Genomic DNA, 24200 nt, shown 5'->3' with positions numbered 1-24200 from the left:
GAGCCTTTAGGCTCTTTAAAAACTATCTTTAGGATCATTTAAATGATCATCAGTCCATTTTAGCATAGTTCCGCCAAGCAGATGAAAATGTAGATGCATCACTTCTTGACCACCGTTTTCACCGCAATTAGTAACAAGTCTATATCCGGTCTTATCTACGCCGATCACGCTAGCAACTTCTTGAATAAATTTTGTCATTTCACCCATTAAAGCCGGATCCATAACTTGAAAATTCTCATAGTGCTTTTTTGGTATTATCAATATATGTATAGGTGCTTTTGGATTTATATCGTGAAATGCCAAAAAATTTTCATTTTCTAGAACTTTGTTTGATGGAATTTCTCCGGCGACTATCTTGTCAAAAATGCAAGCCATAATCATCTCCTAAATTTAAATTTTGATCATAATTATATCTGATTATTTATTAATTTTATATCTACTTTAATGATTTTAGGGTACAATTGAGTAAAAATTTAAATTAAGGTAGTTAAGTTGCAAGAGATTATTGATAGGATTGAAAAGGCTAAAAATCTTGATGAGCTTGAAAAAATTAGAGTTGAGCTTTTTGGAAAAAAAGGTGTTATTACATCTCTTTTTGCAAAATTAAAAGATATAGCTCCAGAAGAAAAAAAGGCCTTTGCCGAGAATTTAAATATTCAAAGAGATACGTTTAATGCTAAAATCGCACAGAAAAAAGCGATTTTAGAAAGTGAGTTTATAAAAGATAAAATGAAACGCGAAAGTGTTGATATTACGCTTTTTAACGAGCCTTTAAATAAAGGTGCTATACATCCGGTTATGGAGACTATGGATAAAATCATTGAGTATTTTGTCGCTCAAAACTTTAGTGTAGAGAGCGGACCTCTCATAGAAGATGATTTTCATAATTTTGAAGCTTTAAATTTACCAAAATATCATCCCGCACGCGATATGCAAGATACATTTTATCTTAAGGATTTTAGGTTGCTTAGGACTCATACAAGTCCAGTTCAAGTAAGAACTATGCTAAAACAAAAACCGCCTATTCGTATGATAGCTCCAGGATCTGTTTTTAGACGTGATCTTGATCTTACCCATACACCGATGTTTCATCAAGTAGAAGGACTAGTTGTCGAAGAAGAAGGAAAAGTAAGCTTTGCGAATTTAAAATATATACTAGAAGAGTTCTTAAGATATATGTTTGGCGATGTAAAAGTTAGATTTCGTCCTAGCTTTTTTCCATTTACAGAACCTAGCACAGAAGTTGATATAAGCTGTATATTTTGTGGCGGCAATGGATGTAGAGTATGCAAACAAACAGGCTGGTTAGAAGTTTTAGGAAGTGGGATAGTTGATCCAAATGTCTTTAAAGCAGTCGGTTATGAAAACGTTAGCGGATACGCCTTTGGACTTGGTGTCGAAAGATTTGCTATGCTTCTTCATCAGATACCAGATCTTAGAAGCCTTTTTGAAGGAGATATTAGACTTTTGGAGCAATTTAAATGATAATAAGTAAAAATTGGTTAAATGAATTTATAGATCTTTCGCATTTAAGCGCAGAAGAAGTATGTAAAAAACTAAACGAGATCGGACTAGAAGTAGATAGCCTAAATAAATTTAGTATTCCAAACCATGTTGTCGTAGGAAAAGTACTATCTTGTGTAGATCACGAAAACAGCGATCATCTACACGTTTGTGAAGTAGATGTCGGAAGTGAGATTTTGCAAATAGTCTGCGGTGCTCCTAATGTTGCTGCTGGACAATTCGTAGCTTGTGCGCTTATAGGTGCTATTATGCCTAGTGGTCTTGAGATAAAAGCGGCAAAATTAAGAGGCGTAGCAAGCTCTGGAATGCTTTGTAGCAGCACCGAGCTTGGACTTCCTAAATTAAACAATGGCATTATGCTATTAGATGATAGTATAGGCGAGCTTGTGCTAGGACGCGAACTAAAAGAGTATCCTATTTTAAATGATGAGCTCATAGAGATAGAGCTTACGCCAAATAGAGGTGACTGCCTAAGCATACACGGCGTTGCACGTGATCTATCTGCGGGATTTGATCTACCGCTTAAAGAGCGAGAACCAAGAGAAGATGAGGAAAAGCTTCTTGGTATAGGTAGGATTATCAGCATTCGCTGTGAAGATAAAATAGAGGCTTCAGTAGCATATAGGGCTATAGAGCTAAAAGAAGAGCTATCTTTAAATTTAAAAACAGAACTAAGGCTTGCTTATACAGAGCAGACTAAAGAACATCCAGTAGAAAAGATTTTATCATATATGACTCACTCTACTGGTGTTATCTTTAGAGCTTATGATTATGAAAAATTAGCAACAAATAAAGAAGAGAAAATAGTCATAGATATAAAAGTCCTTAATAACGGATCATATGGTGTTTATTTTGATTCAAAATGCCTAGGTCAATTAGGAATTTGGCAGACAAAAGAGGCAAACATAGACAATAACTCTAAGATTATTATCATAGAAGCTAGTTATGTAGACCCAAAAATAGTCTCTGAAGCAGCCCTTAAAGACAAAGAACAGCCTCGCGATGAAGCAGTCTATAGAAGTAGCAGAGGTAGCGAACCAAAGCTAAGTATGGCTATGAACTTTTTATTTGATATATTTGCTAAAAACAAGCATATTACCCCATATGCTGGAATGCAACAAATTTTACTCGAAAAAGATCAAATTATCATAAGTTTTAATTGTACAGAACTTTCAAATATGATAGGCGCAGAAATTTCTAGAAACGATGTTGTAAAGATCCTAAAAAGACTTGGATTTGATATAACATTTAACACTGAACAAGAGCATATCTATGCAAAAGTACCGTTTTATCGCCATGATATACTGAATTCTCACGATATTTGCGAAGAGATCGTAAGGATAATAGGCATCGACAATATCCCTTCTAAGCCTTTGATCTTTAGTGAAAAAAGTCGTATAAATAATAACACTTACATATCTTATAAAAACTCAAAACGCCTTAGACACAACGCCGCTGCGCTTGGTTTTTTCGAGTGTGTGCATTACGTATTTGATAACGCAGGAGAGCTTGACGCTTTAGGATTTAAGCCTTGTAAAGCACAAATTTTAAATCCTATAAATAACGAACTTGCAGTTTTAAAACCGACTTTGATAAATCATTTATTAAACTCATGTGAAAGAAATATCAAAAATTCAAAAAAATCAGTTAAGCTTTTTGAATTTGGTGATGTGTTTAATGAAGACGGCGACCAAAGCGCTAAATTTGCTTTTTTAGCAAGTGGTTTAAAAAATGAACCTACGCTTTTAAATGGTGCAAAACCTTCAGAGATAAACTTTTTTGATTTTGCTAGTTTGATACAAAACTCAGTTGGAAAAATAGAACTCGTAAAAAGCGATGACATACCGTTTTTAAGTGAATTTGAACAAGCTAAAGTTTATCAAAATAATGAGTATATCGGATATATCGGTAGAATAGATCTAAATTTAGAACTAAAAAGAGATTTACCAAAAACATATGTTTGTGAGCTTGATTTTGAGCGGATCAAATTTGAAAATAAGATAGCAAAAACCTACTCTAAATTTCCTAGCATAAGTAGAGATCTAAGCGTAATAATAGATAAAGATTTAGAATATTTAGAGATCAAAAATTGTATTGACGAGCTAAAGATAGGTATTTTAAAAGAGTTTTTGCCTGTTGATATCTATGAGGATAAAAGTTTGAACTCAAAGGTAAGCTTGAGTATTAAATTTATATTTCAAGATATGCAAAAAACATTAGAAGATGAAGAGATATCTGTTGTTATGGATCAAATTTTACAAGCTTTAAATAATAAACTAGGCATAGGATTAAGATGAAAATAGAAGCGCTTAAGCACGCGTTTGACGCTGAGTTTAAAAATATTTCTACAGACAAATCCATAAGTCATAGGTGCGCTATATTTTCACTTTTGAGTGATGAAACGAGCGTTATTAGCGATTATTTAGAGGCAGAAGATACCATAAATTCTCTAAAGATCATAAGCGCTTTAGGCGCTAAAGTTGAAAAGCAAGAAAATTCTTACTATATAACTCCACCAAAAAATATCTCATCGCCAAACAAGATTTTAGAGTGTGGAAATTCTGGCACGGCTATGAGAATATTTATGGGATTACTTGCTGGAAATGATGGTTTTTTTGTGCTTAGTGGAGATAAATATCTAAACGAAAGACCTATGAAAAGGATAGCTGATCCACTTGTTAAGATAGGTGCTCAGATAGATGGTAGAGACTTTGCAAATAAAGCGCCATTAGCAATTAGGGGTACTAAGCTGAAGTATTTCGAGTATGATAGCCATATCCCTTCTGCTCAAGTAAAAACAGCACTTATTTTAGCTGGACTCTGTGGAAACGGTTGTAAATTTAGCGAACCAGAACTTAGCAGAGATCATAGTGAGAGAATGCTTTTAGGTATGGGAGCAGACATCAAAAGAGATGGACTTAGCTTACAGATAAATCCACTTAATGATAGAAAATTAAGACCACTAAATTTAAGTGTTCCAAATGATCCTAGTTCGTGCTTTTTTTACGCCGTTGCCGCAGCGATAACCCCTGGCGCGAAAATCAAAATCAAAAATATACTTTTAAATAAAACTCGCATAGAAGCATATAAAATTCTAGAAAAAATGGGCACTAAGATAAGTTATGACCTAACAAGTAGTGATTATGACGATATCGGTGATATAAGTGTTGAATACGCACCGCTCAAAGCAGTAGAAGTTACACAAAATATCTCGTGGCTTATAGATGAAGCCCCTGCTTTAGCCGTTGCATTTTCAAGGGCAAGCGGAAAAAGCGTACTAAGAAATGCAAAAGAGCTAAGAGTAAAAGAGTGCGATCGTATAGCAGTAACTGTTAATGCACTTAAAAGTTGCGGTATAGAAGCAAGTGAGCTTGAAGATGGTTTTGAGGTCATAGGTGGGGTTCCTAAAAAGGCCAGTATAGATAGCCACGGAGATCACCGCATTGCTATGAGTTTTGCCGTGCTTGGACTGCTTTGTGGTATGGATATACAAAAGAGCGAATTTATAGCGACATCCTTTCCTAAATTTAGCTGTTTTTTAAGGAGTTTAGGAGCAAATGTTGAAGATTGAACTAGCTAAAAGTTATGGATTTTGTTTTGGAGTAAAAAGAGCTATAAAAATAGCCGAAAATTCAAAAAATGCATCTACTATAGGTGAGCTCATCCATAATAGCTTAGAGATAGATAGACTGAAAAAAAACTTTAACGTTAAAACTTTAAAAGATATAAATGAGTTAAAAGATGAAAAAAAAGCCATTATAAGAACTCATGGTATCACGAAAGATGGTTTGGCAAATTTAAAATCACGCGGTATCGAGATCATAGATGCTACTTGTCCATTTGTCACGAAGCCGCAGCAAATAGTCGAAAAGATGAGTAATGAAGGCTATGAAATCATCTTTTTTGGCGATATAAATCATCCTGAAGTTAAAGGTGTGATGAGTTATGCAAGCACGAAAGTTCATGTTATTTTAGATGAGAGCGAACTTGATAATATAAGGCTTGCGTCTAAAGTCGCTGTCGTATCCCAGACAACAAAAAAAATAGAAAAATTTATGCAAATAGTAAATTATCTAATGCAAAGAGTTAAAGAAGTTAGAGTTTTTAATACTATTTGTAATGCAACTCTTGAAAATCAAGAGGCCGTTAGAGAGCTTTCTAGTAGGGCTGACGTGATGATCATCATAGGTGGAAAAAATAGTTCAAATACAAAACAATTATATCTTATTTCAAAAAAATTATGTGAAGATAGCTACTTAGTAGAAAGTGGAGACGAGATAGAACAAATTTGGTTTAAAGATAAAAAATTATGCGGCATAAGCGCTGGTGCAAGCACTCCAGATTGGATAATAGAAAAAGTCGTAGATAAGATAAATAATTTAAACTCAAATATTTGAATTTATTATAGTTAATTAAATTCAAAGCTAAATTAAGCTAATATATATCACTTTTCGTCATATGACACTAGGAAAAATCTATAGATAAAAGGACCAAGATGGCTGAGGTGAACAAAAATGTTCGTAACGACATAAGCGATAAAATGGATTATGAAGAAGATTTTGCCGCTATGTTTGAGGAGTCTTTAAAGGCTGAAGAGAGTACAGTTTGCGATGGTGTTATCGTCAATATAAAAGATACTGAGGTATTTGTTGATGTTCGTAAGAAGTCAGAGGGTATTATGAATATCTCTGAGATCACAAACAATGATGGCACTTTACAATACAAGATAGGCGATACTATCAAAGTTGCTATAACAGGATCTAGAAACGGTAGACCGATCGTATCTCATAAAAAGGCTCTTAGAAAAGAGAAAGTTAAGGCTTTCATAGACAATTTCGATGAAAATGCAGACAATATCTATGATGCAAAAATCGTATCTAAAAACAAGGGCGGATTTGTTGCACTTAGCAATGATGATGTTGAGTTTTTTATGCCAAAATCACAAAGTGGCTTTAGAGATGCAAATCAAGTAATAAATAAAACATTCAAAGTAAAAGTTTTAAAAATAGATAAAGATGAGCAAAGCATTATCGTATCTCGTAAAAAACTTATCGATGAAGATAGAAAAAAACGTAAAGAAGCTATAGAAAATATTATCGATAATACTGATATTATCGAAGGAACTATCAAAAAAATCACAACCTATGGTATGTTTGTTGATGTCGGCGGTATAGACGGACTTGTTCATTATAGCGAGATTAGCTATAAAGGTCCGGTAAATCCAAATACATTATATAAAGAGGGCGATAAGGTAGATGTTAAGATCATCAAATACGATACTGATAAAAAACACTTATCTCTATCTGTAAAAGCTGCTACTCCAGATCCTTGGGAAGAGATAAAAGATAGCTTAGAAGTAGGCGATACCATAAAAGTTACTGTTAGCAATATAGAACCTTATGGCGCATTTGTTGATCTAGGAAATGATATAGAGGGATTTTTACATATAAGTGAAATTTCTTGGGATAAAAATATCAAAAATCCTAAAGACTTTATAAAAGAAGGCGAAGAGCTAGACGTTGAAGTTATCGAAATAGACGCTAATGATAGAAGGCTTAGAGTAAGTCTTAAAAATTTACTTCCAAAACCTTTTGATGAATTTAATGCTAAATTTAGCGAAGGTGATATAGTTGATGGAGTTGTTACAACTCTAACAAATTTTGGTGCATTTGTCAGAATAGGCGCTTTAGAAGGATTGTTACACAATGAAGATTCTTCATGGGATAGAAATGATAAATGCAAAGATATCTTTAAAACAGGCGATAATATTCAAGTAAAAATCATTAAAATTGATGATAAAAACCAAAAAATCTCACTTAGTCAAAAATATCTAAAAGAGAGTCCTGTAACAAAATATGCTAAGACTCACGGAAACGGCGATATCGTATCTGGAACTATCAGGGATATAAAAGATTTTGGCGTGTTTGTATCTCTTGAAGATGGAGTTGATGCGCTTATAAGAAAAGAAGATATCGGAAATTTAGATATCAACTCTTTAAAAGTCGGCGACAGTATAGAAGCTGCGATAACTTTTATAGATGAGAAGAAAAACAGAATTCGTCTAAGCGTAAGAAGACTTGCTAAACAAAAAGAACGTGAAGTTCTAAATGAGATAAACGACGAGGGCAAAATGACTCTTGGCGATATCATAAAAGAGCAGCTAGCTGATTAATAGATGAAGTTAAACAGCTTCTTTATAATAATATGCTTTTTAACCTTGCTGCTTTTTGGAGCCGGTGCGTTTTTGTGGAAATTTGCAGAAGTTCCCGCACCGAGATTTTACCAACCAAAAGATATAAATAGTAGCACAGAATTTACATATAAAGAAGCTGGAACTTGGTTTGAAAAAGTTGCTATGTTCGCAAAAAAAGACTATGTTTTACCTACAAATTTAATGCTTATCGAAATCGACGGCAACTCTAAATTTGTCAAAGGAGGAAGGTATTTTGAACTACTTCTTGATAAATGTGATTTTTACTCTATTTTTTGTATAAATAGAGTAACTAAAGAATTTGGCGTTGATTCTACTGTGATGAAAAAAGGTGATGAAAGTCTTATATATCTAAACACAGACAATAAAAATATAGCACAAAATATAGTTTTAAATTTAAAAAAATATAATATTCATTCTAGGATAAAGGAAGATTGAATTATGAAAACAGTTATAGTTTGTGACGCAATACATCCAGTTGGTTTTGAACTTTTAAATGCACAAAAAGATTTGCGTATCATAGATGCGGTAAATACTCCAAAAGACGAACTTCTAAATATTATGCATGAAGCAGATGTAGCTATTACTAGAAGCTCTACTGATTGTGATGCTAAATTTATATCGGCTTGCAAAAATTTAAAAGCATTAGTAAGAGCAGGAGTAGGCGTAGATAACGTAGATATCGAAGGATGCTCAAAAAAAGGCATTATAGTTATGAACGTTCCTACAGCAAATACAATAGCTGCTGTTGAGATGACTATGTGTCATTTGCTAAATAGTGCTAGAAAGTATATAAACTCTGTAAATGATCTACAACAAAACAGAACTTGGAAGCGTGAAAAATGGTATGGAAATGAGCTTTATGGTAAAACTCTTGGCATCATAGGTTTTGGAAATATAGGCTCAAGAGTCGCTGTTAGAAGTCTTGCTTTTGGTATGAAGGTGATAGCTTATGATCCGTATATAGACTCAAATAAAGCAACCGATATCGGTGCTACTTATACGACAAATTTTGATGATATTTTGGCGTGCGATTTTATAACAATACACACTCCAAAAAACAAAGAAACCATAAATATGATCTCTACTGAACAAATAGCAAAAATGAAAGATGGAGTTCGTTTAATAAACTGCGCACGCGGTGGTTTATATAATGAAGATGCTTTACTAGATGGTCTTAAGAGTGGTAAAATAGCTTACGCCGGTATTGATGTATTTGTCAAAGAGCCAGGAAATAACCATCCTCTTTTGGATCTAGAAAATGTGAGTGCTACTCCGCATCTTGGTGCAAATACTTTTGAATCTCAAAAAAATATAGCTATTGCTGCAGCAGAACAAGCAATGAGTGCGGCTAGAGGAATTTGCTATCCAAATGCACTAAATTTACCGATCAAAACAGAAGATCTACCTCCTTTTGTGGCGCCTTATATAGAGCTTATATCAAAAATTTCATATTTTGCTGCTCAGTTAAACAAACGTCCGATCAAAGCTATAAGAGTAGAAGTAGAAGGTGGTATCAGTGATTATGCAAACTCAATGCTTACTTTTGCGATAGTTGGATCACTTAAAGAGACTTTAGGTGACACTATAAACTATGTAAATGCAAAATTTGTAGCACAAGATAAAGGCGTAGATATCTCAGCTACGGTAGTTCCAGAAAGTGGATATAAAAATAAACTTACTGTCAAACTTATCTCTGATAAAGATGTTGTAAGCATTAGCGGAACTGTATTTGGCGAAACAGAGCAAAGAATAGTAAATATAAACGGCTTTAAGACAGACTTCAAACCAAAAGGTAGAATGATAGTATTTAAAAATAGAGACGTTCCTGGTGTTATCAGCAGTATCAGCTCTATTTTAGCAGAAGCTAAGATCAATATCGCGGATTTCCGTTTGGGTCGTGATGAAAATGGTTTTGCGCTTGCTGTGATATTAGTAGATGATGATATCCAAAAAGAAATTTTAGCAAAGCTAAACGCACTAGATACTTGCGTTTGGGCTGAGTACGCAGTTTTATAATTTTTAAGGAGTACAAATGGCTTCATATTCAATGGGCGATTTAAAAAAAGGTTTAAAGATAGAGTTAGACGGAGTTCCATATAAGATAGTTGAGTATCAACATGTAAAACCTGGAAAGGGTGCGGCGTTCGTTCGCGTAAAGATAAAGTCGTTTTCTACAGGTAAAGTTTTAGAAAAAACTTTTCATGCGGGTGATAAATGCGAATCTCCAAATTTAGTAGAAAAAGAGATGCAGTATCTTTACGACGATGGCGAATTTTGCCAGTTTATGGATGTAGAGAGTTATGAGCAAGTCGCTATCTCAGATGAAGATATCGGTGAAGCTAAAAAGTGGATGATAGATGGAATGATGGTTCAAATTCTATTTCACAATGACAAAGCTATCGGTGTAGAAGTTCCTCAAGTCGTTGAGTTAAAGATAGTCGAAACTCAGCCAAATTTTAAAGGCGATACCCAAGGAAGCAATAAAAAACCAGCTACTTTAGAGAGTGGTGCTGTTGTCCAAATACCGTTTCACGTATTAGAAGGTGAAGTTATCCGCGTAGATACTGTAAGAGGTGAGTATATAGAAAGAGCGAATAAATAAAAAAATAAAAGCCCTAAAAAAGGGCTTTTGTCTTAGAGATTAAATTCTTGTTTTATGATTTTGGTTACTTCTCCATGATCTGGAAATCTTGGTCTTGGAAATTCGTGATTGTTAAAAACTGCTTTTCCATCTACTTCAACTATAAAGTCACCTTTGTTGCCTATTTCTTTAGAAACTTCCACACCTGGAAAATTATTTTTTAGTTCTTCTTCTAAACTAGAAGCTTTTGGGCGGAAATTTCAAGAATTGCAATAAAATATTTTTACTTGCATATTTGAATCCTTTCGTTAAAATGTTTTATGGTATCATTATAATGTAAATAAATTTTTTATTATTTTGATATAAATTTGATATTTAAAGATGAAATAGTGATAAGCATTTAAATAAATTTAAATGCTTTTTTTAAACTAAAGATTGAAGTCTTTTTTGATCGTAGTAACGATTTTATTCTTTCTAGAAACCTTTACATCTAAAAAACTTTTATTTAGCTACTTTTCGACGTTTAAAGATTCGGCGGTGATTTTAGGGCAAATATCGCAGTAAGAAATGTTGATTTACATATTATTATTTTATAAAATATTTAGAATCATAGCCTAAACTACAAAAATATTTTATGAAGTTTGATACAATTAGCTATAATTTTTTAAATTTAAAATAAGGAGCAGATATGAAAAATGTTGCGATCATTTTAGTAGATGGTTTTGAAGAGATAGAGGCGATAAGTATTTTGGATATTTTACGAAGAGCTGACATAAATACCGTTGCAGTAGGATTAGAAGCTCTATATATAAGAGGAGCTCATCAGCTTAAATTTGAAGCGGATATTGAATTTGATAAAGTAAATTTTGATGAATATGATATGATAGTTTTGCCCGGCGGACTTCCTGGGGCAGAGTATTTGGCAAAAAGCGAAAAACTTCAAAAAGTTTTGAAAGATTTTGATGCTAAGGGTAAATTTATAGGAGCCATTTGCGCTGCTCCTTGGGCTTTGAATACTGCTGGTGTTTTAAAAAATAGCTATACTTGTTATCCTGGATTTGAAAAGATTGTAGCAAAAAATGGTTATGTGTCAAATTCTGATGTCGTGATAGATAAAAACATCATAACTTCAAGAGGTCCTGCTACGGCTATGAAATTTGCTTTAGAGTTAGTTAAGATTTTAGAAGGGGATGGTAAATATACCGAAGTTAAAAATGGGCTTTTGTTTTAGTCCAGCTTGCATTTGCCACTTATAGCTAAGCATTTATAAAAGCCAGACCTCTGATGAAGTCTGGCAAAATCAGCTTTTAAGAGCTTATTTTTTATCTACAATACTATAGTTGTATGGTTTTAAATTCTTATCATCTTCTAAAAGATTAGAAGGTGGATTTCCGTTTATATAGTCATGCTCATAGTATCTATCACCTGCTTTATGTCCGTCTAGATCTACTTTATAGCGTATCTCGCCTGGATTTAATTTTTGCATATCTTCAAAACCAAGATTAGATATTTTGAAGTTCGCTATACCGTTTTTAGCAGCGATTTGCACAAGTTTGGTTTGAGCTTGTCTAGCCATATCTACTGATTGAAGAAGCATTCTTGAAGCCTCTCTTGGATTGTGGAATCCTGTAGAGTTCTCAGCGCCTACAAAATCAGCTCTCATTTGAGACTTTCTATGAAGTTCCAAGACGTCTTTTAATTCAGCAGATATTTTACCCTCATCAGTCTTACCGTCTTTTTGGAATGCTGGCATAGCGCTTAAAGTGTCTCTTAGATTTTTGATATCTGTTATAAGACTTACGATACTATACTCAGCCATTCTAAGATCAAATGCTACGGAATTTTGGATATCTTTTATCTGTGCTTTTAGATAATCTTCACTTTGAGTATGGCAAGTTTTGCAAGCTGCATTTATGTTTGCGAGTGGAGATGTAACATTGTGATTTGTCATCTTTTTAGAACCTTTTCTGATATAAGGCATATGACAATCAGCGCAGCTTACGCCATTTGCAGCATGTACGCCGCCACTATATAGCTCATACTCTGGATGTTGGATTTTAGCATAGGTGCTTTAGTTGCTTTATGAGACCAGTCTTTGTCAAATACACTACGTACTGCTTCATAGTGATCATCAAACATCTCAATTCTAAATGGAGTTCCTTTTTTCCAGTATGACCAAGGATATATAAGCTCTATGCCATCGACTTCGATCTGTGTAGGTTTGTTTCCATCTCTCCAAGAATCAAACTCATCATAAGTTTTTTGTTTTCCGTTCCACCATGTTTTAGTAGCGTCTTTTGCTATGCTTTCGCCCATTACTTTTACTTTTTGTCCTGTTGGTTTAAAGTAATATTCAACGTGGCATTGTGCGCAAACTAGAGTTCTCATCTCTTCTCTGGTAGCTTTTACACCTTGTTCCTTGTCTGCTTCATAACCTCTCATGATTAAAGAGTTGATAGCTGCTTGTCTAGTAAGTCTTAGGCTCATATCTTTTGGATTATGACAATCTGCACACGTTAAACCCATTCTTTTACCGCCGTGAGGACCGCTGTGTTCAGCAGAGTTTTCTTCTATACCATTTACTGCTGGAACGTTTTTTATCATAGTCCAGTATTTTGTAGAGTTAAATGCTACCCAATCGCCTTTTGCAGCGTTTTTGTATAGCCAAGGAGACCAGCCACTATGGCAGTTCATACATGCAGCAGGTTGTCCACCAAATGCCGCAAATCTGTGTGCATTTAAAAAGTCTTTATTGTTTCTTGCTGTATCCATTTGATCGACTTGAACCCAGAAGTGACCTCTTTCTTCATTTGCATCTATAGAAAATGGATATCCAGCCCATAACATAGTAAGTTGTGGATAACGTATAAGTTTAGAGTAGGCTAGGTTGCCTCCAAACTCCGTACTAACAGGCTTTTGTGTCTCTACAGTCAAGTACATATCAAGATAATCTGGGAAGTTTTTACCCCAGTGATCAAAAGTAGGATTATCATCGCTAAGTTCAACAAATTCTTTTGAGATGATGCCTCCTGTACCTTCATTTTGTTTTTTGCTGATATCTTTATTTAGCATAAATACTGCTACTATCGCTATGATAACAACAATAATCGCAAAATAGATAAAACCTTTTTTATTCATATCTTCTCCTTTATGTTAAAATCCTCTTTTATGTCCAACACCGGTATGACATGATACACAGCTTAGAGATCTGTCATTGTGTGGAGTTGTTGTTGAATTTATCACGTTAGATGCTATTTCACCGTGATACTCTATACAGTTGTTTTGTACCATAATTTTACTATTGCTATTTGCGCTTAAATTTGTTGGCAGCTCATCTAATTTAAATGTAAATGAGTAAGCGTGGTTCAAACCGCTTTTTCCTTTTGCGATCCATTTATCTATGAAATTATGTGGTAAATGGCAATCAACACAGCTAGCTCTTGGTTTACCTGCGACTTTTTTAGAGTGCGGCGCGTTTAGATAGTCGTTATATACGTCATTCATTATATGACAATTGTTACAAGACTTGCTATCATCGCTAAAGTATGAAGCACCTTTGGCGTTATAAAACGTATAAAAACCTACGCCAAATAGGATAAAAAGCAATACAATCAATACGCCAAAAAGATTTGTAAATGTTTTGCATTGTTTCAAATTTGACTCCCTCCTTTTTAGTATTAATTTTTTTATTTATTGATGATTATTCAATAATAATATTTTTTAAATTTTATTTAACATATGTGTTTAATATTAATTAAATATTTGCAAAAATAGTAAATATATATTTAAAAGATTATGAATATTAGGGCGCTTAATCATCAAGATCTAAATAGTAAATTTTATTTATAAATTTAAAAATATTTTTTTGAATTTATAAATTTATCTACGAAATAGTGCTATTTAAAATAAATTATCATAGATATATTTTAGTAATTTTTTAATATCTAGATAATACCATAACAAAATAAATATTATAAAAAATAATTTATCTAAAAAGATATAAATTAAATTATTATTTAACAATATAACAATGATTTATTTCAAAAATAAAATAAAAACATCAAAAATATAATAATAAGTAATAATAAATTAATTTTTTTAAATAATAATATAAATGTTTTAAAGCCCAAAAAAACATAGTTTTTATTAGTCGATATAACGGATTTCTACAAATTTTAAAAATATTTATGAGAAATTTAGAATTTTTATAGCTTTTTATCTATATTTTGGGTATCATATCTATAACCGATTAAACCGGAATAAAAATTAAGGAAATGTAGTTTGATTAACATTTATGTAGGCAACTTGTCTTATCGTATGAGTGAAGCAGAGCTTAGAGAAGCTTTTAGTGAGTTTGGTGAAGTTACACGTGCAAAAATCGTAAAAGATAAAGAAACAAATCGTTCAAAAGGTTTTGGTTTCGTTGAAATGAGTACTGATGCAGAAGCAAAAAAAGCTATAGAAGCAATGAATGGTAAAGATATCGGTGGTAGAGCTCTTAGAGTAAATGAGGCTAGACCAAGAGATTGATTTTTTGAGGTTTTTAAAAAAACCTCACCCATTAAATTTTTACATTCTTATATTGATCCATAACTAAATTTAAAGTTATAAATTTAAAAATCTTTCAGATAATAATAAGTTTGTTTTTAGTGCTTATATGATAGAATTTATCAATAAAGGAACTGAAAATGAGCGAATTTACACATCTACATTTACATACCGAATATTCACTACTTGATGGTGCAAATAAAATAAAAGTTTTGGCAAAAAGACTCAAAGAAATGGGTATAAAGTCATGTGCTATAACAGATCACGGCAATATGTATGGTGCTATCGAATTTTATAAAACTATGAAAAATGAAGGCATAAAGCCTATCATAGGTATTGAAGCATACATACACAATCACGAAGATATAAGCAACAAAGAAAGTAGGCAGAGGTTTCACCTTTGTTTGTTTGCAAAAAATGAAATAGGATACCAAAATTTGATGTATCTTAGCTCTATGTCTTACATAAAAGGCTACTATTATTATCCAAGGATAAATAAAAAGATTTTAAGAGAGCATAGCGAAGGTTTGGTGTGTAGCTCTGCTTGCTTAGCAGGAGAAGTAAATTTTCATCTAAATTTGAGTGAGAGAAATTTAAAAAGAGGTGCTGGGGGTTACGAAGCTGCTAAAAAAGTCGCTTTGGGCTACAAAGAGATATTTGGAGATGATTTTTATCTTGAGATAATGCGTCACGGTATAGGCGATCAACAGCGCATAGATGACGATATCATCAGGCTTTCAAAAGAAACCGGTATAAAGCTCATAGCTACAAATGATGCTCACTATACTACAAAAGAGAGTGCGATAGCACAAAAGATATTTGTATATATCTCAGCCAACAAAAACTTTGATGATAAAGTCAGAGGACAAGTTTTAAGTCAATTTTACACAAAATCCCCTGAAGAGATGAGCGAAATTTTTGCTGATATTCCAGAGATCATACAAAATACTCAAGATATAGTAGAAAAGTGCAATCTAGAGATAAAGCTCGGCGATGCGACTCCACCGAATTTTAAATTTACTCAAGAGTACGCGAGAAATAAAAACTTAACCCTGCCAAATCCAGACAAAGAGTATGATCTGCAAAATGATAGCTTTTTGTTTGAGTATGAGTGTAGACAAGGACTTGAAAAGAGGCTTGAGTTTATCGATCCTGCTAAACATCAGATATACAGAGATAGGCTCGAGCTTGAGATAAATACGATAAACAATATGAAATTTCCAGGCTATATGCTCATAGTCGCAGACTTCATAAACGAAGCCAAAAGACGTGGAATTCCAGTAGGCCCTGGACGTGGAAGTGCGGCTGGAAGTCTGGTCGCTTACGCTCTTCGCATCACTGATCTTGATCCGATACCTTATAACTTGCTTTTTGAGCGTTTTTTAAATCCAGAACGTATAAGTATGCCTGATATCGACGTGGATTTTTGTCAAAATAGACGCGGTGAGGTTATCGACTATGTTATAGAAAAGTACGGACAGTACAACGTCGCCCAAGTAGCAACCTTTGGTAAGCTTTTGGCAAAAGGAGTTATAAGAGATGTGGCTAGGGTGATGGGTATGCCTTACTCAGAAGCCGACGCTATGGCAAAACTCATACCAGATGAGCTAGGTATCACGCTAAAAGCGCATAAAAATAAAAAGGGCGAAATGGAAGACGGCGCCTTTGAAAAAGAGCCAAAGATCGCAGCTCTTATCAATCAAAACGAGCTTGCAAAGCAAGTCTGGGAGTACTCGTGTGAGCTTGAAGGCTTAAACAGAAACCCAGGAATGCACGCCGCTGGTATCGTTATAAGCAATGAAGAGTTATGGAAAAAAGCACCGCTTTGGAAACAAAGCAACGCAGAGGACGGACACTACGTTACACAATACACAAAAGACTATCTCGAAGATGTAGATCTGATCAAATTTGACTTTTTAGGGCTAAAAACTCTAACGGTTATCGATAATGCTAAGAAGCTTATAAAAGCTAGATTTGATGTAGATATACTTTGGGAAAAGGTAGATTTTAATGATCCAAAAACATATCAGACTATACAAAGTGGAAATACTTTGGGAATTTTCCAAATAGAGTCAAGCGGTATGCAAAGCTTAGCCGCAAAGCTCAAACCAGACTGCTTTGAGGACATCATCGCTATGATAGCGCTTTATCGTCCGGGACCTTTGAATTCTGGTATGGTTGATGATTTTATAGATATCAAACACGGAAAAAAGAAAATAGAGTTCGCCTTTGACGTACTAAAACCTATACTTGAGCCGACTTATGGCGTTATAGTTTATCAAGAACAAGTTATGCAAGTAGTGCAAGCTATAGGTGGATTTAGCCTTGGTGGAGCTGATCTTGTCAGAAGAGCAATGAGTAAGAAAAAAGAAGACGAAATGCTTCGTTTAAAAGCTCAGTACTTAGAGGGAGCCAAAAGTTCGGGCTTTGATGAGAAAAAAGCTGACGCACTTTTCGAGCTTATTATGAAATTCGCCGAATACGGATTCAACAAATCCCACTCCGCAGCTTACGCTCTCATCACGTTTCAAACTGCTTATCTAAAGACTTATTATCCAGCTGAGTTTATGGCTGCTCTTCTTACTAGCGAAGAAAATAACGTCGATAAGATCATAAAATACATTGATGAGATAAAACGTTTGGATATAGGATTTTTGCCACCAAATGTCAATCATTCTATGCGTGAGTTTAGCGTTATCCAAAAAGACGGAAAAGACGCCATTATCTATGGAATGTCGGCGGTAAAAGGTGTCGGTGTAGGTGCCGCAGAAGAGATCATAAAAGCCAGAGGAAATGGAACTTTTACTAGCTTAAACGACTTCATCTCTAAAACAGATAGTGCTTCGGTAAATAGAAGAGTTTATGAATCTTTTGCAAAATCAGGCGCGTTTGATGATTTTGGATTTACCAGAAAAATGATAGTAGGCAATCTCGACAATATAGTAGAAGCCACAAAACGGGTTTCTGATATAAGGAGAAATGTGTCAAATTCACTATTTGGCGATGATGAAAGCATGAAAGAAGTAAATCTGAGCTTAACTCATATAAAAGAGGAATTTGAAAAGAAAGAGATGCTTGCTTTTGAGCAAGACATTTTGGGAGTTTATGTTTCAGGGCATCCGCTTGATGACTATAAAGATGAGATAGAAAGCATCGACTATGTGACTTGCGATGAGTTTGAGAGCGTTGAAGACGGAAGCGAGATCTTGATAGTGGGTAAGATAGAAGATACAACTATAAAGATCACTAAAAGTGGCAGAAAGATGGCTATCGTGACTATACTAGATGTACACGGAAGTATCGAAGCTACGGCGTTTGACGAATACAAAAAGATAGATGCTATGAACAGCGACGATCTTAGCAAGCCATACGCGTTTAAAGTTACGCTAACAAGAGACGGACAGCAGTTTAAGATAAAGATAAATGATATCTTGAGTCTAGAAGACGCGATAAATCGTAGATATTCGCTAAAATCTAGCAAGCTAAGCACCGCAGATATAAAAGGCGTAGAGCAGTTCTTTGAGTCTATAAGTCATAAAAGCATAAGCGAACTTTCCGCTACTAAAGACGCCGAAGTGCTGATCTTAGGTAAGATGAGCAACATAAATACAAGAACTACAAAAAGCGGTATGGATATGACTATCTTAAATGTAGCCGATATGAGCGGAAATTCTGAGATGATAGCCTTTGATGCTACTAGTAAATTTATCTCAAATATGCAAAGCGAAGAGCTAAATCAAATTTACGCTTTTAGAGTCGCTCCTAACAAAGATGGTCAGTCAAAACCTATCATAAATCAGATCATCTCTTTAGAGGACGCAGCTAGTGGAAACTTTAGTCTAAAACGAAACAAAAGGATCTTTAAAGACGAGCCCGTGGTGGCTATACCATCTATAAAAGGGAGCTTGCAGATAGACTTAGAGCTTGGGAATTTAGATAAAAGCAAGATAAGCGAAATTTACAATCTAGCCCATAAAGAGCATCAAAAAAACGGCGATAAACGCCTAGTTTTGCGTATCACGAACGACTACAAAAGCGAAGTTATGCTATTTAACACTGAATTTGTGGTAAATGACGATTTTGAAGAAAAACTTGCAAATATCATAAGCGTTCCGCAGAGTCTTTGCTCGTAAAGCTTTTCGTTTCACTTCTCGCCGCTTATAGCCCAGAGCGGCGGAGTTTATAGACAAATTTAAATTTCATACATTAAAATACAGCAAATCATACACTAAATTTAAAAAATATATTCTATTTAATAAACATTTAAATTATAAAATCGTCTTAATCTGATTTATTTGCTTAGACTAACTCTCTAAATAAATTTATCCATATCTACATCAAGGATCTACTATGAATACTCCTAAATATATCTGGGGGGGGTACTACTATTTACGCTTAAAACCTTTTGCATTTCTTTTAAGTCTAACAGCTATAAATGCTATAGCAGGAGAAACTATCACGTATCCAGGAGCTACTCTTACCAATGTTCTTGGCAAGGCTAATTCACTAGCTCCTAGTGCTACTAGCTTCTCAGAAAACAGTGTAACTGTAAATAGTGGCGATATAAGCGGATATGTCTTAGGTGGCTACTCAGCTACAAGTGACAACGTAGAAAACAACAAGATATATATATATCACAGGCGGAACTATGAATGGTTTGATTTACGGCGGTATTAGTCAATCAGGTAACGCAAATTCAAACACCATAAACATCTCAGGAAATCCTACTTTTGGAGTAACTACTATACTTTATGGTGGAAGTTCAGATGTCGATAACTTTACAGGCAATACTCTAAACATTCGCACTAAAGATATAAAAGTAAAGAATATAAAAAACTTTGAGTTTATAAATTTATATCTACTAGACAGTACCAAAGCAAACGATACTTTACTAAGTTTAAGTACTGTTGGTACTGTTGATAATACAAACTTATCAAATTCAAAAATAGGCGTAGGAGTGATGGATGGTGATAGTCCAGCTTTAAAGGTAGGTGATAAAATAATTCTTATAGATGAACCAAATGCTACTATAACTCCACCCACTAATATGAGTAATAACATTTCAGCTTTGCAAGGTATATCAAACAGTTATGAATTTAGTCTAGCAGCAGTAAAAGATGATGGAATTATCAGCGATGATGGAAGTGGTAATGTAAAACAAATAGTAGCAACTAGTGTAGGAAAAAAGGTTAATGAAAACCAAAAAGCTATCTTAGAAGGTGGTATATCAAGCTCTATTATAGTATCAAGAGCAAATGATACATTAGAATCAAGTATAAAAGATATGTCAAGTGCATTAAATACTACTAGAGTTAATGAAACTAGTATAGGAAGTATAGGAGCAAGTAGTACTAGAAGTAATACAGGCTCTCATGTAGATATAAGAAGTATAAGTTTACTAACAGGAGTATCTAAAAAAGCAAACGATAGCTTTATGTATAGTGCATTTTTTGAAGCAGGATCTGGAAACTATAATAGCTATAATAGTTTTGTATCTGGAAATGTAAAAGGAAGTGGAGATAGCTCATACTTTGGATTTGGAGTTTTTAGTAAATTTGATATGGCTAGTAACTACTACTTTGAAAATAGCTTTAGAGTAGGACAAGTAAAGAGTGACTTTAAAAGTGATGACTTTGGTAATGGTAATATAAGCTCAAGCTTTGAATCTAAAAGAGCTTACTTTGGAACTCATATAGGACTAGGAAAGGTATTTGATATAGATGATATATCAAATTTAGATATCTATACTAAGGTATTTTATACTAGAGTTAATAGTGAAGATATAACTATGAGTACAAATGATAGATATAAATTTGATGCTACAAACTCAGTTTCTACTAAACTAGGCTTTTTATATAACTATAAACTAAAAGAGAATCTAAGCTTATATACTGGAGTAGGAATTCAAAGAGAGTTTAAAGGTGAAGCTAAAGGAAGAAATATCAGCTATAACTATGATATAGACTCTCCTAGCATAAAAGGTAATACTGGAAGTATAGAAGCTGGAATTAAACTAAAACCTATAAATGACAATGACAAGCTTACTTTAGATATAGGAGTAATGGGACTAGTAGGTAAGAATGAAGGAGTAAGTGGTAGACTTGGGGTTGAGTGGAGGTTGTGAAAAAAAAGGTGGGGGGGGGTTAAGGCAATGTTATAGTAAAGATCTTTGGTTTGTTTTTAAAGCAAATGCTACCTTTATGAGCGTGAACGATCTCTATGCTTAGGGCTAGTCCTAAGCCGTTGCCTTTGAGCTTTGTAGTTTTAAATGGTTCAAAAACCACGCTTTTATCTATCTCTACACCGCTATCGCTTATGTAAAATACGTGAGAATCATTTTTAAAGATATGCTCTAAGGTTACTTGACCGCTGTTATTTTCATCTTCTTCTATGGCATCTATAGCATTAAAGATAAGGTTGCTAAAAACCATATCTAAAAGATCGATATCGCCTAAAATTTCTCCCTCAAATCCACTAAATTTAAACTCTATCTCTTTTGAAAATGCGTATTGGTTTATCGCTGTGAGGCAGTTTTGCTCTAGCTTTTCTAGGCTAAAGCTTTGCTTGTTTATATGAACGCCTTTTGTAAATAAAAGCGTAGCTTTGATGATGCGCTCTACTCTAAATATCGCTTTTTGAATTTCGTCTATGATAGGGCGATTTTTCTCATCGGCTCTTTTTAAAAGTGTACTTGTAAGTAAAGAGATAGAACCTATAGGATTTCTGATCTCGTGTGAGAGATGAGCGGCTACGGCGCCCATAGAAACTAGCCTAGCACTTCTTTTTTCATCGCTTATATCTGTAGCAAGTATGATTTTATTTTGTTCTTTTGTAGTGATCTTGATAGCAAAGTGTCTATTTTCAAGCTCGATCTCTTGGTTTGCTCTTTTTAGATCTATTAAATTTAGTATAGCGTCAAATCCGCTTGTTTTAGCATTTTTAAGTAGTATGTTGCCACTCATATCTACGACCCAAAGTGCGGCACCTAGACTTTCAACGATATCTTGTATGAAGTTTTGCAAACTTATGTATGATTCATTTAGAGTTTTGTACTCTTTTTCTATCAAGTAAGTTTGTTCTATTAGATTTTTTAATCCGTCTTGGATATGTTTCGTTTCGTTTTGTTCTAAGAGTTCCATAATATTTCCTTAAAATGCTCGAGTCCAAAAAGTAGTATTTTATCATCTTTTAAGCTCAAAAGTTCATTGCTAAAGCCTGATTTTGAAAATAAAACTATCAAATTTGGCTTTATATCTGCGTTTTGACATTTTGCTTTTAGGATATTTAGCACGTTTTTGCAGATTTTTCTATCTTTGTATTTGACTTCGCCGACTATGATAAACCCCTCGTGATCTATAAATATATCTATTTCATCTTTTTTATTCCAGTAACTTGAGATGAGCTCACTAGGTATATTTAAATGGTGTGAAAGCAGTTTTATGCTAGCTAGCTCAAATGGCAAAGAGCAGTATAGTAAAAAATCGTTTTTGATGATGTCTAGAACTTGGTCTGTTTTTGCGTCTTTTAACAGCTCTAAATTTGGCTCACAATACCTAAACCAAAACCGTGCGAAGTTGCTTTTAAAGTGAATTTTATCTTGGACTTGATATCTTCTAAGCTCTTTTTTTATCTTTTGATGTTTTGAGCTTTTGGGTTTTATCTCTTTTGATTTTTCTATCTTTAAGATACCATTATTTTGTAGAGTTTTTATGATGATACTTGCTAGTTTTCTTGGGAGTGACTTTGAGATGTTAAAGCGTTTTCTATCACTTCTTGCTAGTTTTTTAAGCATTATTTTTATCTCTTTATCGTAACTGCTAAATTTAAAACGTTCGCTAAGCTCTTCATATCTATCTAAAATATGTTTTTGTATGGCTTCAAATATATCGCTAAAATCCTTACTCAAAGTGCAGTTATCAAACACAAAATAAAACTCGAGCAAACTTTGAATTTTGCTATCATCAAAACTGTTTTTCAAATTTAGTTTTTAGCTCCTTATTTTGTGATAATTTTAGCATAGATGTTGTATAATTTATATAAAAAACGGCGGAAATAAAGTTGATAAATTTAGAAAAAGTAAGAAAAAATATAATCTTAAAAGACGGAATTTATTATTTTGATTGGACTGCTTCAGGACTCGGATATAAAGAGATAGAAGACGAAATACTAAGAGTTTTGATGACATACTCAAACACTCATAGCGAGTGCGGAACTTGTGCTAGGGTTACTACGAATTACTATGAAAGCGCAAGAAGCGGGATAAAGAAACTTTTAGAGCTAGGCGATGATTTTTATCTTATGCCTTGTTCTTTTGGAAGTACTGCGGCGATAAAAAAATTTCAAGAGATAATGGGAATTTATATCCCGCCAGCTACTAGAGCAGTTTTAGGAAATTTAAATATAGACAAGCGTAAATTTCCTTTAGTCATCGTCTCTCCTTACGAACATCACAGCAATGAGATAAGCTTTAGGTATGGACTTTGCGAAGTTTTTAGAGTACCTTTGGCAAAAGACGGAGGTATCCATTTTGGTGAAATGGAACGCGTCCTTAAACTAAATAAAGGACGCAAGATAATCGCTAGTTTTAGTGCAGCTTCAAATGTGACTGGTATAAAAACCGATCTGTATAATCTAAATAAAATGATAAGGGATTATGGTGGCATTATCGCACTTGATCTATCAAGCCTTGCTGCTTACGAAAATGTAAATAGCGACTTTTTTGACGCGGCTTTCATCTCATCACATAAGTTGCTTGGTGGTGTTGGCGGATCTGGGCTTTTAGCCATAAGAAAAGAGCTTTGCACAGGCGACAAACCTACTTTTGCTGGTGGAGGAACAGTAACTTACGTAAGTAGAAAAAGTGCTAAATTTGTAGAAAATAAAGAAGCCTTAGAAGACGCTGGAACTCCTGGTATCACTCAGCTAGTACGCTCTTTTTTAGCATTTAAGCTTAGAAACGACATAGGTTTAGAAACCATAAGAGAGATAGAAAAGGCAAATTTAGAGTATTTTGAAGATAATCTTATGCGTATAAAAAATTTGATATGTTATGGCTCAAAAAACTGTGATAGACTTCCTATATTTTCTTTTAACATCAAAGGCATATCGCCTTATGAGCTTGCTAAAGTTTTAAGCGATAAATTTAGCGTCCAAACAAGAGCCGGATGCGCTTGCGCTGGTCCATATGGGCATGAGCTTTTAGGACTGGAAGATGACGCGGATTTTGCCCAAAAACCGGGCTTTGTTAGGGCGAGCCTACACTACACTCAAACAAAAGACGATCTAGACTATCTCTTGAATGCCATCAAAGAAGCTATCAAATTTTTTTGATAG

Annotated in this window: 19 protein-coding genes and 1 pseudogene; 14 read left to right on the top strand and 6 right to left on the bottom strand. The window is 34.0% G+C overall.

The window, feature by feature from the left end:
• Window positions 1-15: 15 nt before the first annotated feature.
• Complete coding sequence (locus CHHT_RS06275) at window positions 16-375, bottom strand: histidine triad nucleotide-binding protein (protein WP_034963832.1); 360 nt, start codon at window positions 373-375, stop codon at window positions 16-18.
• A 117-nt stretch (window positions 376-492) separates the two neighbouring features.
• Between CHHT_RS06275 and pheS the strand changes: the two genes are divergently transcribed.
• From pheS to efp, 8 genes are all read left to right on the top strand, one after another.
• Window positions 493-1485: a phenylalanine--tRNA ligase subunit alpha gene (gene pheS, locus CHHT_RS06270; protein WP_034963833.1), complete on the top strand. Its 993-nt coding sequence runs from the start codon at window positions 493-495 to the stop codon at window positions 1483-1485.
• Entirely contained in the window at window positions 1482-3821 is a 2340-nt protein-coding gene (gene pheT / locus CHHT_RS06265) for a phenylalanine--tRNA ligase subunit beta (RefSeq protein WP_034963835.1), read from the top strand. The genes pheS and pheT overlap by 4 nt, the downstream gene beginning before the upstream one ends.
• Entirely contained in the window at window positions 3818-5095 is a 1278-nt protein-coding gene (gene aroA, locus CHHT_RS06260; protein WP_034963836.1) for a 3-phosphoshikimate 1-carboxyvinyltransferase, read from the top strand. Before pheT ends, aroA begins: the two co-directional genes overlap by 4 nt.
• Window positions 5085-5921: a 4-hydroxy-3-methylbut-2-enyl diphosphate reductase gene (locus CHHT_RS06255; RefSeq protein ID WP_034963838.1), complete on the top strand. Its 837-nt coding sequence runs from the start codon at window positions 5085-5087 to the stop codon at window positions 5919-5921. The genes aroA and CHHT_RS06255 overlap by 11 nt, the downstream gene beginning before the upstream one ends.
• Before the next feature lie 98 nt (window positions 5922-6019).
• A complete protein-coding gene (locus CHHT_RS06250) occupies window positions 6020-7696 on the top strand; it encodes a 30S ribosomal protein S1 (RefSeq protein WP_034963839.1) in 1677 nt (558 codons plus the stop codon).
• Between the two features lie 3 nt (window positions 7697-7699).
• Window positions 7700-8173 (top strand): hypothetical protein, encoded by a 474-nt coding sequence (locus CHHT_RS06245; RefSeq protein ID WP_034963840.1) that lies wholly within the window; start codon window positions 7700-7702, stop codon window positions 8171-8173.
• A gap of 3 nt (window positions 8174-8176) precedes the next feature.
• The gene (gene serA, locus CHHT_RS06240) at window positions 8177-9754 is read left to right on the top strand and encodes a phosphoglycerate dehydrogenase (protein ID WP_034963842.1); all 1578 of its coding nucleotides are present in this window, start codon (window positions 8177-8179) and stop codon (window positions 9752-9754) included.
• Window positions 9755-9770: 16 nt separating this feature from the next.
• On the top strand, window positions 9771-10340 hold the full coding sequence (efp, locus tag CHHT_RS06235) for an elongation factor P (protein ID WP_034963843.1): 570 nt from the start codon (window positions 9771-9773) through the stop codon (window positions 10338-10340).
• Between the two features lie 32 nt (window positions 10341-10372).
• Here efp and CHHT_RS06230 read toward each other — a convergent pair whose 3' ends face one another.
• Window positions 10373-10612 carry a SelT/SelW/SelH family (seleno)protein gene (locus CHHT_RS06230; RefSeq protein ID WP_257722328.1) on the bottom strand — a complete coding sequence of 80 codons (240 nt, stop codon included), beginning with the start codon at window positions 10610-10612 and terminating at the stop codon, window positions 10373-10375.
• A 395-nt stretch (window positions 10613-11007) separates the two neighbouring features.
• On the opposite strand from CHHT_RS06230, the gene CHHT_RS06225 reads away from it, so the two are divergent.
• Window positions 11008-11550 (top strand): DJ-1 family glyoxalase III, encoded by a 543-nt coding sequence (locus CHHT_RS06225; protein ID WP_034963845.1) that lies wholly within the window; start codon window positions 11008-11010, stop codon window positions 11548-11550.
• Window positions 11551-11634: 84 nt separating this feature from the next.
• On the opposite strand, the pseudogene CHHT_RS06220 reads toward CHHT_RS06225, so the two are convergent.
• Window positions 11635-13457: pseudogene (locus CHHT_RS06220) on the bottom strand (ammonia-forming cytochrome c nitrite reductase subunit c552).
• A gap of 15 nt (window positions 13458-13472) precedes the next feature.
• Window positions 13473-13973, bottom strand: a complete 501-nt coding sequence (gene nrfH, locus CHHT_RS06215) for a cytochrome c nitrite reductase small subunit (protein ID WP_034963848.1) — start codon at window positions 13971-13973, stop codon at window positions 13473-13475.
• Window positions 13974-14603: 630 nt separating this feature from the next.
• Between nrfH and rbp the strand changes: the two genes are divergently transcribed.
• The 4 genes from rbp (at window position 14604) to CHHT_RS06195 (ending at window position 20991) form a co-directional block, all read left to right on the top strand.
• Window positions 14604-14849 (top strand): RNA-binding regulator, encoded by a 246-nt coding sequence (rbp, locus tag CHHT_RS06210; RefSeq protein WP_034963851.1) that lies wholly within the window; start codon window positions 14604-14606, stop codon window positions 14847-14849.
• A gap of 158 nt (window positions 14850-15007) precedes the next feature.
• Window positions 15008-19000, top strand: coding sequence for a DNA polymerase III subunit alpha (dnaE, locus tag CHHT_RS06205; protein WP_034963850.1), 3993 nt, complete (start codon window positions 15008-15010; stop codon window positions 18998-19000).
• Window positions 19001-19217: 217 nt separating this feature from the next.
• Entirely contained in the window at window positions 19218-19544 is a 327-nt protein-coding gene (locus CHHT_RS06200) for a hypothetical protein (protein ID WP_034963969.1), read from the top strand.
• A complete protein-coding gene (locus CHHT_RS06195; RefSeq protein WP_064019812.1) occupies window positions 19516-20991 on the top strand; it encodes an autotransporter outer membrane beta-barrel domain-containing protein in 1476 nt (491 codons plus the stop codon). The genes CHHT_RS06200 and CHHT_RS06195 overlap by 29 nt, the downstream gene beginning before the upstream one ends.
• A 19-nt stretch (window positions 20992-21010) precedes the next feature.
• On the opposite strand, the gene CHHT_RS06190 is transcribed toward CHHT_RS06195, so the two are convergent.
• Complete coding sequence (locus CHHT_RS06190) at window positions 21011-22006, bottom strand: sensor histidine kinase (RefSeq protein ID WP_034963875.1); 996 nt, start codon at window positions 22004-22006, stop codon at window positions 21011-21013.
• A complete protein-coding gene (locus tag CHHT_RS06185; protein ID WP_234945134.1) occupies window positions 21994-22845 on the bottom strand; it encodes a DUF234 domain-containing protein in 852 nt (283 codons plus the stop codon). Before CHHT_RS06185 ends, CHHT_RS06190 begins: the two co-directional genes overlap by 13 nt.
• Before the next feature lie 80 nt (window positions 22846-22925).
• Between CHHT_RS06185 and CHHT_RS06180 the strand changes: the two genes are divergently transcribed.
• Window positions 22926-24197 (top strand): aminotransferase class V-fold PLP-dependent enzyme, encoded by a 1272-nt coding sequence (locus tag CHHT_RS06180; RefSeq protein ID WP_074898825.1) that lies wholly within the window; start codon window positions 22926-22928, stop codon window positions 24195-24197.
• Window positions 24198-24200: the final 3 nt, after the last annotated feature.

The organism is Campylobacter hyointestinalis subsp. hyointestinalis, from assembly GCF_013372145.1.
GTDB lineage: Bacteria > Campylobacterota > Campylobacteria > Campylobacterales > Campylobacteraceae > Campylobacter > Campylobacter hyointestinalis.
The sequence above is the reverse complement of the archived record's forward strand: the minus strand, read 5'-3'. Positions and strand labels throughout refer to the sequence as shown.

What these genes read in the sequence shown, in the direction of transcription:
- CHHT_RS06225 (WP_034963845.1), top strand. Translation starts at nt 11,008, where the DNA reads ATGAAAAATGTTGCGATCATTTTAGTAGATGGTTTTGAAGAGATAGAG.
- aroA (WP_034963836.1), top strand. Translation starts at nt 3,818, where the DNA reads ATGAAAATAGAAGCGCTTAAGCACGCGTTTGACGCTGAGTTTAAAAAT.
- dnaE (WP_034963850.1), top strand. Translation starts at nt 15,008, where the DNA reads ATGAGCGAATTTACACATCTACATTTACATACCGAATATTCACTACTT.
- CHHT_RS06245 (WP_034963840.1), top strand. Translation starts at nt 7,700, where the DNA reads ATGAAGTTAAACAGCTTCTTTATAATAATATGCTTTTTAACCTTGCTG.
- efp (WP_034963843.1), top strand. Translation starts at nt 9,771, where the DNA reads ATGGCTTCATATTCAATGGGCGATTTAAAAAAAGGTTTAAAGATAGAG.
- CHHT_RS06200 (WP_034963969.1), top strand. Translation starts at nt 19,218, where the DNA reads ATGAATACTCCTAAATATATCTGGGGGGGGTACTACTATTTACGCTTA.
- CHHT_RS06250 (WP_034963839.1), top strand. Translation starts at nt 6,020, where the DNA reads ATGGCTGAGGTGAACAAAAATGTTCGTAACGACATAAGCGATAAAATG.
- CHHT_RS06195 (WP_064019812.1), top strand. Translation starts at nt 19,516, where the DNA reads ATGAATGGTTTGATTTACGGCGGTATTAGTCAATCAGGTAACGCAAAT.
- CHHT_RS06190 (WP_034963875.1), bottom strand. Translation starts at nt 22,006, where the DNA reads ATGGAACTCTTAGAACAAAACGAAACGAAACATATCCAAGACGGATTA.
- pheT (WP_034963835.1), top strand. Translation starts at nt 1,482, where the DNA reads ATGATAATAAGTAAAAATTGGTTAAATGAATTTATAGATCTTTCGCAT.
- CHHT_RS06275 (WP_034963832.1), bottom strand. Translation starts at nt 375, where the DNA reads ATGGCTTGCATTTTTGACAAGATAGTCGCCGGAGAAATTCCATCAAAC.
- serA (WP_034963842.1), top strand. Translation starts at nt 8,177, where the DNA reads ATGAAAACAGTTATAGTTTGTGACGCAATACATCCAGTTGGTTTTGAA.